General features: G+C 72.7%; 12 protein-coding genes and 1 riboswitch. Of the genes, 4 read left to right on the top strand and 8 right to left on the bottom strand.

The features are described 5' to 3' along the window. Position 1 precedes the first annotated feature (1 nt). The 4 genes from ACFXJ8_RS01350 to ACFXJ8_RS01365 are packed head-to-tail and all read right to left on the bottom strand — an operon-like array spanning position 2 to position 3,872. The gene (locus ACFXJ8_RS01350) at positions 2-2,164 is read right to left on the bottom strand and encodes a VWA domain-containing protein (RefSeq protein WP_379641804.1); all 2,163 of its coding nucleotides are present in this window, start codon (positions 2,162-2,164) and stop codon (positions 2-4) included. Beyond that, positions 2,161-2,919 (bottom strand): histidine phosphatase family protein, encoded by a 759-nt coding sequence (locus ACFXJ8_RS01355; RefSeq protein ID WP_379641805.1) that lies wholly within the window; start codon positions 2,917-2,919, stop codon positions 2,161-2,163. The genes ACFXJ8_RS01350 and ACFXJ8_RS01355 overlap by 4 nt, the downstream gene beginning before the upstream one ends. Positions 2,920-2,924: 5 nt before the next feature. After that, on the bottom strand, positions 2,925-3,671 hold the full coding sequence (locus ACFXJ8_RS01360; protein ID WP_379641806.1) for a CbtA family protein: 747 nt from the start codon (positions 3,669-3,671) through the stop codon (positions 2,925-2,927). Positions 3,672-3,680: 9 nt separating this feature from the next. Continuing rightward, complete coding sequence (locus ACFXJ8_RS01365) at positions 3,681-3,872, bottom strand: CbtB-domain containing protein (RefSeq protein ID WP_379641807.1); 192 nt, start codon at positions 3,870-3,872, stop codon at positions 3,681-3,683. Between the two features lie 30 nt (positions 3,873-3,902). Next, positions 3,903-4,033, bottom strand: a riboswitch (cobalamin riboswitch). A 117-nt stretch (positions 4,034-4,150) separates the two neighbouring features. Between ACFXJ8_RS01365 and ACFXJ8_RS01370 the strand changes: the two genes are divergently transcribed. From ACFXJ8_RS01370 to ACFXJ8_RS01380, 3 genes are read left to right on the top strand one after another with little or no spacing between them, the layout of a single operon-like run. Next, positions 4,151-8,251, top strand: coding sequence for an NEW3 domain-containing protein (locus ACFXJ8_RS01370; RefSeq protein WP_379641808.1), 4,101 nt, complete (start codon positions 4,151-4,153; stop codon positions 8,249-8,251). Beyond that, on the top strand, positions 8,248-9,012 hold the full coding sequence (locus ACFXJ8_RS01375; protein ID WP_379641809.1) for a hypothetical protein: 765 nt from the start codon (positions 8,248-8,250) through the stop codon (positions 9,010-9,012). Before ACFXJ8_RS01370 ends, ACFXJ8_RS01375 begins: the two co-directional genes overlap by 4 nt. After that, a complete protein-coding gene (locus tag ACFXJ8_RS01380; protein ID WP_379641810.1) occupies positions 9,012-10,025 on the top strand; it encodes an ROK family protein in 1,014 nt (337 codons plus the stop codon). The genes ACFXJ8_RS01375 and ACFXJ8_RS01380 overlap by 1 nt, the downstream gene beginning before the upstream one ends. A 37-nt stretch (positions 10,026-10,062) precedes the next feature. Here ACFXJ8_RS01380 and ACFXJ8_RS01385 read toward each other — a convergent pair whose 3' ends face one another. The 3 genes from ACFXJ8_RS01385 to purN all read right to left on the bottom strand — a co-directional run bounded on the left by ACFXJ8_RS01385 (position 10,063) and on the right by purN (position 12,635). Beyond that, positions 10,063-10,245: a hypothetical protein gene (locus ACFXJ8_RS01385; RefSeq protein ID WP_379641811.1), complete on the bottom strand. Its 183-nt coding sequence runs from the start codon at positions 10,243-10,245 to the stop codon at positions 10,063-10,065. 207 nt (positions 10,246-10,452) lie between these two features. Then, positions 10,453-12,015 carry a bifunctional phosphoribosylaminoimidazolecarboxamide formyltransferase/IMP cyclohydrolase gene (gene purH / locus ACFXJ8_RS01390; RefSeq protein ID WP_379641812.1) on the bottom strand — a complete coding sequence of 521 codons (1,563 nt, stop codon included), beginning with the start codon at positions 12,013-12,015 and terminating at the stop codon, positions 10,453-10,455. Then, positions 12,012-12,635, bottom strand: a complete 624-nt coding sequence (purN, locus tag ACFXJ8_RS01395) for a phosphoribosylglycinamide formyltransferase (protein ID WP_379641813.1) — start codon at positions 12,633-12,635, stop codon at positions 12,012-12,014. The genes purH and purN overlap by 4 nt, the downstream gene beginning before the upstream one ends. A 76-nt stretch (positions 12,636-12,711) precedes the next feature. Between purN and ACFXJ8_RS01400 the strand changes: the two genes are divergently transcribed. Continuing rightward, positions 12,712-13,128 carry a hypothetical protein gene (locus ACFXJ8_RS01400; RefSeq protein ID WP_379641814.1) on the top strand — a complete coding sequence of 139 codons (417 nt, stop codon included), beginning with the start codon at positions 12,712-12,714 and terminating at the stop codon, positions 13,126-13,128. On the opposite strand, the gene ACFXJ8_RS01405 is transcribed toward ACFXJ8_RS01400, so the two are convergent. After that, complete coding sequence (locus ACFXJ8_RS01405) at positions 13,125-14,753, bottom strand: DUF6350 family protein (protein ID WP_379641815.1); 1,629 nt, start codon at positions 14,751-14,753, stop codon at positions 13,125-13,127. The two genes, ACFXJ8_RS01400 and ACFXJ8_RS01405, sit on opposite strands and share 4 nt — an antisense overlap. Positions 14,754-14,887: the final 134 nt, after the last annotated feature.

A 14,887-nucleotide genomic window follows, 5' to 3' on the forward strand; every position in this document is an offset into this window, starting at 1 on the left:
GTCAGCTCGCCCTTCTGTAGTCGCGGATGAGGTCGTCCATCCCGTCGAGCGGGATGAGCTGGGCGCGCAGCCTCGACGCCAGGCGTCCGGCCAGGCCGAGCCGTACCGGGCCGGACTCGCAGTCGACGACGACGCTCGCCGTACCGGTGAGCAGCGCAGCCGCCCGCTCCACGTCGCCGCCCGAGGTGGCGCGGCCGTCGGTCACCACCACCAGCAGCGGCCTGCGGTCGGGGTCGCGCATGCGCTCGACGCGCAGCACCTCGGCGGCCCTGGCCAGCCCCGCCGCCAGCGGCGTGCGTCCCCCGGTCGGCATCGAACGGAGCCGCGCCGCGCCCGCCTCCACCGACGAGGTCGGCGGCAGCGCCACCTCGGCGGCGCTGCCCCTGAAGGTGACCATGCCGACCTTGTCCCGCCGCTGGTAGGCGTCGAGCAGCAGGCTCAGCACCGCGGTCTTCACGGCGGTCATCCGCTTGCGCGCGGCCATCGAGCCGCTGGCGTCGACGACGAACAGCACCAGGTTGCCCTCCCTGCCCTCCTTCACGGCCTCGCGCAGGTCCCCCTCGCGGATGAGCAGGCCGGGGGCGGTGCGACCGCGTTCCTTCTGGTACGGCGCGGCGGCGACGAGCGTGGCGGTGAGGTGGACCGAGCGCAGGGGGCCTTCGGGAGCGCAGGAGCCGGTGGTGCGGCCGTGCGGGGTGCGGGCGCGGGACCGCCTGCCGGACGCGCCGTTGCCCAGCCCCTGCACCTTCAACCACGGCACCCGGTACGGCGCCGCCACCCCGGCCACCTGGACCCGGCCTTCCTGGTCCGCGGCGTCGCCTTGCGGGCTGTCGTGCGGCTGTCGTGCGTCCTGCGGGAGCCCGCCATCACGACTCCACGGCGAGGAAGCCCCGTCCGCCGCCCTGGCGTCGTCGCCCCGCCCGCCATCGCGACCCTCCGGCCAAGGACCCCCATCGGCGGCCTGGGCATCGCGATCCCGCCCGCCATCTGTCCGCGCGCCTTCGCCGCGTTCGCTGGAATCTCCATCGCCGGAACCACCATCGCCTTGGTCGTCCCCACCGGGGCCGTCGCCTTCGGGGTCGTCGCCGGTGGGGTCGTCGGCGGCCGGGGGCGGGGTGTCAGGGTCGGTGTCGTCGTCGGGGTGCTCGTCCTCCGAGGTCCTGGCGAGCAGGTCCTCCAGCAACCGCTCATCGAGCCCCGGCGCGTCGAACGGGTCACGCCGCCGCCGGTGCGGCAGCGACAGCCTGGCCGCCACCCGCACGTCCTCCGTCGTCACCACCCGCGAACCCCGCCACGCCGCGTGCGCGACGGCGGCGTTCGCCGTGACCAGGTCGGCCCGCAGGCCGTCCACCTCGAACGCCGCGCACACCTCCGCGATCTGGCGCAACCGCGCGTCCGGCAGCTCGACCGCTCCCAGCCGCTCTCTGGCCGCCGCGATCCCGGCCGCCAACTCCGCTTCCTGACCCGTCCACCTCGCCGCGAACGCCTGCGGGTCGGCGTCGTGCGCCATGCGCCGCCGTACCACCTCGGCCCGTTCCGCCGGGTCGCGCGAGGCGCGCACCTCCACCGTCAGCCCGAACCGGTCGAGGAGCTGGGGCCGCAGCTCCCCCTCTTCCGGGTTCATGGTCCCGACCAGCAGGAACCTGGCCGCGTGCCGTACGGAGACGGCCTCCCGCTCGACGTAGCAGGTGCCGAGCGCGGCCGCGTCGAGCAGCAGATCCACCAGATGGTCGTGCAGCAGGTTGACCTCGTCGACGTAGAGCACGCCCCGGTGGGCGGCGGCCAGCAGTCCGGGCTCGAACGCCTTGACCCCCTCCGTCAGCGCCCGCTCCAGGTCGAGCGAGCCCACCAGCCGGTCCTCCGACGCGCCCACCGGCAGCTCCACCAGCGCGGCCGCCCTGGTCACCACCTGCTCGCCCGGCTCGTGCGGCCCCTCGGGACACTCGGGGTCCGGCGCGGACGGCTCACAGGCGAACCTGCACGCGGCCAGCACGTCCACCGGTGGGAGCTGCGCGGCCAGCGCCCTGACGATCGTCGACTTGGCCGTGCCCTTCTCGCCCCTGACGAGCACGCCGCCCACGCGTGGAGAGACGGCGTTGAGCACCAGCGCCAGCTTGAGGTCGTCCAGGCCGACGACGGCGCTGAAGGGATAGGTGGCGGTCACGGTGAGGCCTTCCGGTTGACGTACCCGATCCGCCAGCCCTCCCGGGCGGCGGACACCTGCGTGAGAGAAAGGGGGGCGAGATCGAAACGGGCGGCGACAAGTGGGTCTGTCCCGAGCGCGTGCCCCAACACCGCCCGCACCACCCCCACATCGCACACGACGACGATCCGTTCGGGAGAACCACCGGCGCGTGAAATGCCAGGAGCACCCCCGGCCGGCCTCGGACCGGCCGCGACTGAGCTTTGGTCGGACGCAGCCGAACCCCGACCGGACACGGCCGGACCCCGACCGGACGAGGCTGGGCTCGGGTCGGAGGCGGCGGGGCTCGGGTCGTGCGGGTGGTCGTCCTGGCGGGGGGCGTCGCGGAGGGTTTCCAGCCAGCCGACGACCCGGGCGGCCGCGTCGGCGTGCGACTCGCCGCCGTGGGGTGCCGCGCCGGGGTCGGTGAGCCAGCGCGCGAAGGACTCCGGGTCGGCCTGCGCGACCTCCTCGTACGGCAGGCCGCGCCACCTGCCGTGGTCCGGCTCGGCCAGCTCGGGCACGACCACCGGCTCGAACCCGAGCGCGACGGCCGTTTCCCAGGCGGCCGGACCCGGCGCGGCGAACGCCGCTCGCCCGGCGAACACCGTTCCCGCAGTGAACATCGGGGCCAGGCGGCGGGCCTTGTCGAGGCTTGACGGGTCGGCGCGTTCCTCCCCCGTGGGGAAGCGCGCGCCACGCATGCCCGCCGTCAGAGCATGCCGTACGAACAGCACGCTGGTCAGCTGACCCGCACCTTCGCGCGTTCGCCGGCCACCGCGAAGAACACCCCGAACGCCGCCCAGAACACCAGTTGGGTGCCGAGGGAGGCCACGCGGAAGTCCCAGAGCAACGTGGCGGGGAAGCCCTCGGGCACCTCGTCCACGCGCGGAAGGAGCGCCCAGGCGGCGATCACCGGCACCAGGAAGGTGGCGCCGCCCACCAGGCCCTTCGCCCAGACGCCGGGCACGGTGACCCTGCGGGTGGCCGCGACGGCGATCGCGATCGAGGCGAGGCCGACCAGGACCATCACGACGTAGAGGAGCGTCCTGGAGTTGATCGTTTCAGGATCGCCCACGGCGGGTGGATTGGCTGGATATTTCAGGAAGGGGACAAGGATGATCGCCCCGAATGCGGCTGCCGCGGCGGCGACGGCCAACGCAGGTTCCGACCGGGGGCCGACTCTGCCGCGCAGTCCGGCGAAGACGAGGGCGAAGATGCCGCCCACGGCCACGCCGTACAGGCCGGTGGCGAGGAAGAGCCCGGCCTTCTGCACCGGTCTGCTGACCACGGCCTCTTCGCCGTGGTCGTGTGGGGCGGCCTCGGCGTCGTGACTGTTCGACTCCGATGGCGCGGCGGCGGCCGCGGCCTCCTCCAGGGCGATCGCCGCGTCGACGCGCGGCTCCCCCACGAAGAAGGCGAAGGCGCCCGCGATGAGTCCGGCCAGGAGCCCTACGAGCAGGCCCCTGACCACCAGGGTTTTGACCATGACCGTGCCTCAGTGGCAGGGCACGCCGAGCAGGTGACGCCCGTCGTGCATCAGCTCGTGCAGGAAGGTGCCGGTCTGCGAGATCGCACCGTTGTCCATCAGGACGAGGTACGCGAGCAGCATCAGAACGGGCACCGCCAGCAGCCAGCGCGTGAGACGGTGAAGCGGAATGGCGGTTGCGGACGTGGACAGACCACTCATGTGAAGCCTCCTCAGGGATGACGCGTCCCGCTGGTCGAGGTCGCGGCGGTCAGGTGACCTGGCTCCCGGGGTTGGTATTCCCGGATACAGTGGCGCGTCCGCACCGGCATCTCACCGGATTTCCCCTGAGTCGCCGCGAAATCTACCGGAACGTATCCCTTTCTGGGCATTTCGTCAACATCTCCCGTTCCCGGCGACCGGGTATGACAACGTTGCCATTGATCTTGATAGGTCCTAAGGTGACGGCGTCAGCCCCCTGGAACGCCGAGGGAGACCCCGTGCCCGTTCGCCTGTTGTCCGCCGAGTCGACCGATCTGTTCGTAGGAACGGAGGCGCAGCCGTACCAGGTCCTCAGAGTCACCGCCGAGCAGGGTGAGCGTGACGCCGACCTCGAGGTGCGCGGTGAGGGGATCGCGGGCTGCGCGGTCGTGCCCGCGGGTGACGGCACGGTCGTGGTGGAGGTCCCTCTGGAGGTGAGCGCGCCGGTGGGCAGCACCCTCGCCTGCCGCGTGAGCGCCGACGGCGGTGAGCTCGCCGCCGAGGTGACCGTCGAGGAGCCCGGCTGGACGATGCACATGGTGTCGCACTTCCACTACGACCCCGTCTGGTGGAACACGCAGGCCGCCTACACCAGCCCGTGGGAGCTGCTGTCGGGCGACGCGACGACCAGGCCGCTGTGGGAGCGCAACGCGTTCGCGCTGGTGGAGGCCCATCTGGCGCTGGCCTCACGGGACCCCGACTACAAGTTCGTGCTCGCCGAGATCGACTATCTGAAGCCGTTCTTCGACACCCACCCCGAGCGCAGGGCCGAGCTGCGCCGCCTCATGGCCGAGGGCAGGGTCGAGCTGATGGGCGGCACCTACAACGAGCCCAACACCAACCTCACGGGCGCCGAGACCACGATCCGCAACATCGTGTACGGCATCGGCTACCAGCGCGACATCCTCGGCGGCGAGCCCCGTACGGCCTGGCAGCTCGACGCGTTCGGCCACGACCCGCAGTTCCCCGGCTACCTGGCCGCCGCGGGCCTGACGGGCAGCGCGTGGGCGCGCGGGCCGTTCCACCAGTGGGGCCCGATCAGCAAGAACTTCAAGCAGGCCAAGAACGACGCCACGCTGATGCAGTTCCCGAGCGAGTTCGAGTGGATCTCGCCGTCGGGGCTGGGCGTCGTGACGCACTACATGCCCGCGCACTACTCGGCGGGCTGGTGGATGGACTCCTCGGCGACGCTGGAGGAGGCGATGACGGCCGTGTACGAGCTGTTCGCGAGCCTGAAGCCGGTCGCCGCCACCAGGAACGTGCTGCTGCCCGTCGGCACCGACTACACCCCGCCGAACAAGTGGGTGACGGAGATCCACCGGGAGTGGGCCGCCCACTACGTGTGGCCGAAGTTCGTCTGCGCGGTGCCGCACGACTTCTTCGAGGCGGTCAGGGCCGAGACGGCGACGTTCAGCCCGCAGACGCGCGACATGAACCCCGTCTACACCGGCAAGGACGTCTCCTACATCGACACCAAGCAGGCCCAGCGCGCCGCCGAGGTGGCCGCGCTGGACGCCGAACGGCTGGCCGCGTTCGCGTCGGCGCTGGGCCTGGGCCGCTATCCGCACGCGGCGCTGGACAAGGTCTGGCGGCAGCTCGCCTACGGCGCCCACCACGACGCGATCACCGGCTCCGAGTCCGACCAGGTCTACATCGACCTGCTCACCGGCTGGCGCGAGGCCTACGACCTGGCCGCCGACGCCCGCGACCGCGCGCTCGACGCGCTGCTCGGCCAGGTGGCCGTGGACGGCCGTTCGGTCGTCGTCACCAACACGCTGTCCTTCGCCCGCGACGGCCTGGTCAGGGTACGGCTGGAGCCCGGGCTGCGGGTGGACGCCCCCTCGGTCGTCGAGGACGGCACGCACGTCTTCCTCGCCAAGGACGTCCCGGCGCTCGGCTGGCGGGCCTACCCGGTGGTCGAGGGCGAGGCCGAGCCGTGGCGGCCCGTCGAGGGTCACACCATCGAGAGCGGGCGCTGGCGCGTCACCGCCGATCCCGCCCAGGGCGGCGGCCTGACCTCCCTCACCCGCGACGGCCGCGAGCTGCTGACCGGCCTCGGCAACGAGCTGCGGCTCTACGAGGAGTACCCGCAGCACCCCGACATGGGCGAGGGCCCGTGGCACCTGCTGCCCACCGGAGCGGTCACCGGCTCGGGCGCGACCACCGCCACCGTCAGAGCCGAGACCAGCCCGCTCGGTGCCCGCCTGATCGTCACCGGCGAGGTCGGCGACCTGTCCTACGAGCAGATCGTCACGCTCAGGGACGAGCGGGTCGAGTTCGCCACCCGCGTCCTCGACTACTCCGGCGCCGACCGGCTTGCCAGGGTTCGTTTCCCCGCCCAGGTGCGGGGCGGGCTGCCCGTCTCCGACGTCGCGGGCGCGGTCGTCGGGCGCGGCTTCGCCCTGCCCGACGTGGACAGCGCCGAGCACCCGTGGACCCTCGACAACCCCGCCAACACCTGGTTCGGCCTGTCGTCCACCGCCCGCGTCGACCTCGGCGAGGCCGGTGCCCGCGCGATCGGCGTGGCCGAGATCGTCGTCCCCTCCCACGCGGAGGCGCCCGCAGCCCGCGACCTGGTCGTGGCGCTGGCCAGGGTGGGCGTGACCGCCACCACCTCCTCGGCCTCCGGCTCCAGGTACGGCTGGCTCGACGTCGACTCCAACCTGCCCGACGTGCGCATCATCCTCGGCGGCCCCGACACCAACCCGCTGGCCGCCGAACTGCTGGCGCGCAGCGACCCCGCCTTCCTCGACGCGCTCACCTCAGGCGCGGGCCGGGTGTGGGTGCCCGCGGACAAGCCGCTGGCCGAGGTCTGGCAGCCCAGCGCCGACCTGCGCGACGTGCGCGCCCTGCCCGCGCTGATCGTGACCGACCCTGCCGACCTGCTGCTGGACGGCGCGGTCATCCACGCCACCTGCCCCGTGGGGGGCGAGGAGCTGGAGGACAGAACGGTCGCGCTGCTCACGTACGGCCTGCCGGGCTTCGCCGTCGACCCTTCGGGGGCGCTGCACCTGTCGCTGATGCGCTCGTGCACCGGCTGGCCGTCCGGCGTGTGGCTGGATCCGCCTCGCCGTACGACGCCTGACGGGTCGGGGTTCCAGCTGCAGCACTGGACGCACGAGTTCTCCTACGCGCTGGCGGCCGGCGACGGCGACTGGCGCGCGCTCGGCCTGCCCGCGGCGGGACAGGAGTTCAGCACGCCGCTGCTGTCCCGCGTGCTGGCCGCGCAGGACGGCGACCTGCCTCCGCTGCACTCGCTGCTGCGCGTGGATCCGCCGCGTGAAGTGCTGTTCAGCACGGTGAAGGCCACGGGCAACCCGCTCGCGCACGGGATCTCCGAGGCGTACGACGGGGTGACGATCAGGCTCGCGGAGTCGACGGGGCTGGGCGCGGCTGCCTCGCTGCACTCGCCCGTGCTCGACCTGGACGGCCTGGTCCGCTCGGACCTGCTCGAAGTCCTGCGCCCGCTTGACGGCCCGGTTGGACTCGACCTGGCGGGGGCCGAGGTCGCCACGTTCGTGGCCCCCGCGCCGCTCGACCGGTCGGACGCGGTGCTCGGCGTGACCGCCGAGCTCGCCCAGCCGGTCTACAGCCGCTACTGGCTGCACAACAAGGGGCCCGCCCCGCTCGGCTACCTGCCCGTCAGCCTGGCCGCCTCCCCCGGCCTCGTCACTCCCGAGGGCCCGTTCGAGGTGGACGTCGTCGTCTCCTCCCACCTCGTGGACGCCCCCCACGAGGGCGTGGTCACGATGGAGCTGCCCGAGGGCTGGAGCGCCGAGCCGTCCCAGCGGGTCTTCCGCCTCGAACCGGGCGGCCACGCCCGCTTCCCCTTCACCGTCACCCCCGGCCAGGGCGACGGTCTGCACTTCGTGACCGCCCGCACCCAGGTGGACGGCCAGGTGATCGAGGACGCCGTCACCGTCGCGCTCGGCGAGGCTCCCGAACTGCCCGCGCCCATCGAGTCCGTGCCCGACGACGGCACCGCGGCCCAGGGCACCAGGGCCGCCACAGCCAGGCCGACCGGGCTGTCGATCACCGCCGTCACCGACGAGCTCTCCCTGCGTCCCGGCGACCAGGCGGTCCTGACCGTACGGCTGGCCAACACCACCGCGGGAACCATCCGCGGCGAGGCCCAGCTCGCCTCCCCGTGGGGCACCTGGGAGCTGCTCCCCTCGGTCATCCAGGGCTTCGAGGTCGCTCCGGGCGGCGAGGCGGACGTCTCCTTCCCCGTCACGGTCCCGCCCGACGCTCCCGAGGTCCGCTCGTGGGCGCTGGCCAAGATCATGTGGTACGGCAGGTGCCAGTACGCGCCCGCCGTCCAGGTGGAGGTGAAGCGATGACCCACGTCCACGCGCCGGTGATCGGACGGGTCGACGGGCACGCCGTACCCCGCGAACTCCTCGACGCCCGCCTGCGCGACCTGCGCGAAGGGCCGCTCAGCGCGGCCCTGCCGACCCCTGGCAGCTCCGAGGACAGGCAGATGGCCCGCTGGGTGACGCAGGTCGTCCTGACCGAGGTGCTGTGCGAGCGGGAGGCGCTGGCCAGGGGGCTGGCGCCGCTCGAAGGCCCGCCGCTCGACCGCCTGGCCGCCGTCGAACTGGGCTCCATCAACGCCTCCGCCTACAACGGCAGCCCGTGGGTCCGCGCCGTCCACCGGTCCGTGGCCGCCTCGGCGCGGGTGCCGTCCGCGTGGTCGCCCGCCTCGCCCGCGCCTTCCTCGCCCCTCCATCTGGTACGGCACGCGCTGTTCGCCGACGAGCGGGCCGCCGCCTCGGCCACCGCCGACGACCTCGAACCGCTCGGCGCGATCTCCCTTGACACGCTGCCTGCCGCGATCGCCTCGGCGCTGCGCGGCCTGCCGTACGGGATGGTGGCCGGACCGATCCGCGACGCGCTCGGCTGGCACGTGGCCATCGCCGAACCCGCACCCGCCCCGTCAGATAGCACGCCGGGTCCCTCGGATGCCGCGCTCGTGGCGGCGGCCGGGCGGCGGGCCTTCGCCAGGTGGCTGGACGTGCAGCGGGCGGCGCGGGTGGAGCTCGTCCCCGGCCTCGAACATCCTGGCGACCCCCGCCAGCCCGACAACCACCACAAACACTGATGACCTGCGTACTCGCCATTGACATCGGCGGCACCAAGCTCGCCGCGGCCCTCGTCGACCGCTCAGGAACCGTCCTGCGGTCGGCCACCCGTCCCACGCCCCGCGAGGACGTCTTCGACGCTCTGGCCAGGCTCATCACCGAGGTGATGGCCGAGGGCCCGGCACCCGTCGCGGTCGGGATCGGCTGCGCGGGCCCGCTCGACCTGGCCGCCGGAACCGTCAGCCCGGTCAACATCGTCACCTGGCGCGGCTTCCCGCTGAGAGAACGGGTGCGGGAGCTCACCGGGCTGCCGACCGTGCTGGCGGGCGACGCGCAGTGCTTCGCGCTGGGCGAGCACTGGCTCGGCACCGGCGGGGAGAGCCGGTCGATGCTGGGCATCGTGGTGTCGACGGGCATCGGCGGCGGGCTGGTGATCGACGGGGCGCCGCTGCTCGGCCCCACCGGCAACGCCGGACATGTCGGGCACATGACCGTCAACCCCGACGGCGACCCCTGCGCGTGCGGCAGCCGGGGCTGCGTCGAACGGTACGCCAGCGGCCCCAACCTGGTCCGCTGGGCCACCGAAAACGGCTGGACCCCCGCGCCCCCCGACTCCACCAACCCGCGGTCCGGAGTGCCGAGGGCTGGAGAGGCGGGGTCAGGAGGGGCCGGAGCCGGAAAGGCGGCGTCGGGCCGGGCCGGGGCCGGGGGCGGCGTGGTGCCGGATGGGGCGATGTTGGCCAGGGATGCGGCGGCCGGTCACCCTGTGGCGGTGGCGGCGTTCGAGCGGGGTGCCCGCGCGCTGGCCGCGATGATCGTCTCAACGGCGGCGGCGGTCGAGGTGACGCACGTGGTCATCGGTGGCGGCGTTGCCAACGCGGGCCCCATCCTCTTCGACCCGCTCCAGCGCGCGATGAACGAGCTGGCCGGACTCGACTTCGTCAAACGCGTCGAGATCCGCCGCTCCCGGCTGGGCGTCCAGGCCGCGCTGGCCGGAGCCGCCAAGCTGGCATGGACAACAGAGCGGGCGTGAACGACAGAGCGGGCGACCGAGGGGGCGGCGGAACGCCCTACTGCCGCTCCGCCGCCTGAGCCTCACGACGCTCGATGATCCGCCGGGTGTAGGGGATGACCTCTACGATCTTCGTGCCCAGGTAGGCGCCGACGAAGGCCAGCACCAGGAGAACGACCGGGCTCGTGGAGAACCCGTTCATGGCCACGAACACCTGCAGGATCATGTCGAGCATCGGCATATGCGGACTCCGAGGGAAGAACCAGACAGAGGACACACCTTAACCGGCGGCCGAGCATGGTCGTCGCGGTTGACGTCTGTCCCTCCCGCCACTGTCCCCTGCCCACGCGCCTTCACCTCCCCTCCCGTCGGCCGCGGCGAGAGGAGGGGAAGAGCTTCCGCGAACGGCTACCGCTGCCCGCCGGGGAGCGGTAGCCGTACCAGCGGATCAGTGGAAGAAGTGCCGCGTCCCCGTGAAGTACAGGGTCACGCCCGCCTTCTCGCACGCCGCGATGACCTCGTCGTCCCTGATCGACCCGCCGGGCTCGACGATCGCCTTCACACCCGCCGCGATGAGCACCTCCGGCCCGTCGGCGAACGGGAAGAAGGCGTCGGAGGCCGCCACCGACCCCGCCGCCCTGTCCGCCGCGCGGGTGACCGCGAGACGGCAGGAGTCGACCCGGTTGACCTGCCCCATGCCGACGCCGACCGTCGCGCCCCCGGCGGCCAGCACGATCGCGTTGGACTTCACCGACCTGGAGGCCCGCCACGCGAAGTCGAGCTCGGCCAGCAGCTCGGGCGAGGCCGCGGCGCCCGCCTTGAGCTCCCAGTTCGCCGGCGCGTCGCCCTGCGCGTCGATCCTGTCGGCGCTCTGCACGAGCAGGCCGCCGTCGATCCTGCGGAACTCGGTGGCGTTGCCCGGCTGCTGCCCGCAGCGCAGCAGGCGCAGGTTCTTCTTCTCGGTGAGTACGGCCAGCGCCTCAGGAGCGAACGCGGGCGCGACCACCACCTCGGTGAACACCTCCGCGATCTGCCTGGCCAGCTCGACGGTCACCTCCCCGTTGACCGCGATGACCCCGCCGTAGGCCGACACGGGGTCGCACGCGTGGGCCTTGCGGTGGGCGTCGGCGACGTCGGCGCCGACGGCGATGCCGCACGGGTTCTGGTGCTTGATGATCGCCACGCAGGGGGCGTCGAAGTCCCAGGCGGCCCGCCACGCGGCGTCGGCGTCGAGGTAGTTGTTGTAGGACATCTCCTTGCCGTGCAGCTGCTCGGCGTTGGCGAGGCCGCCTTCCTCCGTGACGTACAGGGAGGCCCGCTGGTGGGGGTTCTCGCCGTAGCGCAGGACGCTCTTGAGCTGCCCGGCGGTGCCGGTGAAGCGCTGGTCGCCGGTGTAGGCCGAGGCGAACCAGTTGGCCACGGCCACGTCGTAGGCGGCGGTGTGCGCGTAGGCGTCTCCCGCCAGGCGCCTGCGCTCGTCGAGGGTGAAGCCGCCCTGGTCGAGCGCCTGGTAGATCTCGCCGTAGGAGCCGGTGTCGACGACGACGGCGCAGGTGGCGTGGTTCTTGGCGGCGCCGCGGATCATGGCGGGCCCGCCGATGTCGATCTGCTCGACGCACTCGGCGTCGGACGCCCCCGAGGCCACGGTCTGCTGGAACGGGTAGAGGTTGACCACGACCAGCTGGAACGGGTCGATCTCCAGCTCGGCGAGCTGGGCGACGTGGTGCTCCTTGGTCAGGTCGGCCAGCAGGCCCGCGTGGACGCGCGGGTGGAGGGTCTTGACCCTGCCGTCCAGGCACTCGGGGAAGCCGGTCAGCTGCTCGACCTTGGTGACCGCCACGCCGAAGGAGGCGATCGCGGCCGCCGTGCCGCCGGTCGAGACGATCTCCACTCCCGCGGCGTCGAGCGCGCGGGCCAGCTCTTCGAGCCCGGACTTGTCGTACACCGCGATCAACGCGCGCCTGATGGCGATGCGGGTGTCGGGCTGGAAAGCGCCCTCGCTGCCGGTCACTTCTGTTCTCCTCCTGATCCGAGGCGGACGGTACGGCCGGCGACGGTCCAGCCCTCGCGGACCATCCTGCCGACGGTGTCGACGAGCAGCCCTCGTTCGACGGTCTTGATGCGCTCGTGGAGCAGGTGCTCGTCGTCTTCGTCGAAGACGCGCACCGCCTCCTGAGCGATGATGGGCCCGGTGTCGACGCCCGCGTCGGCCAGCATCACCGTGCAGCCGGTCACTTTGACGCCGTGGGCGAGCGCGTCGCGCACGCCGTGGGCTCCGGGGAAGGACGGCAACAGCGCGGGGTGGGTGTTGAGCACGGGGAAGGCGCCGAGCGAAGGCTCACCGAGGATCTTCATGAATCCCGCCGAGACCACCAGGTCGGGCTGGTAGGCGGCGATGCGGGCGGCGATGGCGGTGTCCCAGTCGGCGCGGGAGCCGTACGAGGAGAGCTTCTCCACGAACGTCGGCACGCCCGCACGCTCGGCCCTGGCCAGCCCTTCGATGCCGTCGCGGTCCGCGCCGACCGCCACGACCGTCGCACCGTACGACGGGTCTGCTGAGGCATCCAGAAGGGCCTGTAGGTTGGTTCCAGAGCCGGAGACGAGAACCACTAGCCGACCTGCCTGGGACACAGGCGCACTCCATTCACATGCTCGGGTGGGGCTGCCAGGGTATCTGTTCCTCGTCCGGCAACGTTGAGGAGGTCAGGTGACGACACCGGTGCAGGCGCCGGGCGACCAGCAGCTCGTGGACTCCGCGAGCCGCAGGGCGATATGGCTGGCCATCGCGGCGCTGGCTATGACGTTCATGCTCCCGCTCGCCGGCCTGGTCATGGCGATCTTCGCCTTGGTCGCGGGATTCAGGGCGCTGCCGCTGCTGCGCGGCGCCGGCAGGTCCACAGGAGTGGTGGTGGGCGGCATCGTGGTCGCCACGATTTCGCTGCTGCTCTCGGCCGCCGCCACGGCGATGCAGCTCTATCTGATGGACGAATACTCCGTCTACCAGGAGTGCCTCAAGGGCGCGGGCACGAACTCGGCGAAGAGCGCGTGCTTCGCCGAGTTCAGGGACGCGGCCGCGGCCAAGCTCCCGCCCGGCGTGCTCGACTTCCTTGGCACGGTGGGCTAACTCTCGTCGCGGTCCCACGCGTAGGGGTCGAGGTAGATGACTTTGCCGCCGCGGTCGTCGGATTCGTCCACGATGTCGCGGCGGGGCGGTCGCGGCGGCTCCGGCCGCCGCGGTTCGGCCTGTGACAGGGTCTCGGCCGCCGCCGAGGCGTGCTCGTCCTGCCAGTCGTCGCGGATGACCGGGATGGGCTGGGTGTCGGCCTCCGTGGCGTCCATCCAGTGGCCCGGTAGGGCGCGCCCTTCTGACTCGGCGAACCCGACCTTGCTGGCCGCCTTCGCGATCACCGCGCCGGCTTTGCGCGCCGTGTCGAGCTTGCGCGCGATCGGGCCCTTGCCGCGCGCGCCCTGGTAGAGCAGCCACCAGTTGGCCAGCCCCGCCGAGATCCCGGCGGCGACGCCGACCTCCAGGCAGACCGACAGCGCCACCTCCCACGGCGAAGGACCGACGACGGCCAACCTGGCCCCGCCGATCGGCCCGCCCGACAGCGCCGCGAGCAGCCCGGCGGCGAGCCCGGTGGTGATACCGGTGACGAACCCCCACAGCGGCGCCGCCTCGTACGACGGCGAGGGCGCGACCCTGGCGACGACCACTCCCGCGACGGCGCCCGCCGCGAACGGCAGCGCGATCACCGCCATCATGGGGCCTGGCACGGGCCCACTGTCGGGCAGCGCGCCCAGCAGCGGCAGCGTCGGCACGTAGCCGAGCTGCACGCCCGTCGGCGCGACCAGCGTGCCGGTGCCGACCGCGAAGCCGGGCCCCGCGATGTAGGCCAGCCCCCAGATGACGGCGTTCAGCAGATACAGGAGCTGGACCAGCAGGAGCAGCAGCCCGCCGACGAACCCCGGGGTCAGGCCGTCGGTCAGCTCGCGCACCTGCGGGAAGTTGATCGCGATCGCCACCAGCACCAGCGCCAGGCCCGCCACCAGCAGCAGGGCGACGGCGACGGCCGTGCCGACCGTGACGGCGCGCACCCGCTCGGGCAGCAGCCGCAGCATCGACCGCCAGGGGCCGATCGTGCGCGCGGTGGCCAGCGCGCCCGCGACGAACGCCAGCAGGAAGTGGCTGAGCAGCGCCTCGCCGATGAAGGGCTGGGTGATCTCGTTCCTGGCCACCAGCGCGATCAGCCCGGCCAGCAGCGCGTACGGCGCCGCCAGCGAGACCCCCGCCTGCGCGACCAGCACGAGCTGGGCCTTGCGCCGAGCGCCCGCCTGCTCCTTGGGGCTGTTCTTCGGCAGCCGCGCGGGCAGCCGCAACCGCAGGTCGGCGTCGCGCGCCATCCACATGGCCGCCTTGAACAGCAGCACGGCCGGCAGCACCATGAGCCCCAGCGGCAGCAGCCCGAGCTGCCCGCCCGACCAGGAGAACCCGGCGTGGTGCGCGGCCAGCCAGATCTGCGCGGCCGTGCGGAACACGCCTGGCAGGCCCGCGCCGAGCGCGCCCCTGGGGGCGGCGATCCAGCCGACCAGGGTGAGGGTGATGAGCACCGCCAGCCCGACGCCCAGCGTGGCCGCCGCCGCGAGCATCCCTGAGACGGGCAGCGGCCGCCTCGTCTCGTCGTCATCTCCGGAGATCTTGCTCAGAACCGTCCGGGGGGCTGTCCGCAGGTGGTCGAGAAGGGCCGTCACAGTGCTCGATGTTCTCAAGTTTTCGGTCAAGAACCCCACAGCCGCGCCGGGAGTCGTCATTCATCCTGTACACGTGCCCGCGGAAAGAGCCCGCGGGGACGGCGACCACACGTCTCGAAGAAGTCGGCCAAGAA

This window comes from Nonomuraea sp. NPDC059194 (assembly GCF_042754765.1).
In the GTDB taxonomy this organism is placed as follows: Bacteria; Actinomycetota; Actinomycetes; order Streptosporangiales; family Streptosporangiaceae; genus Nonomuraea.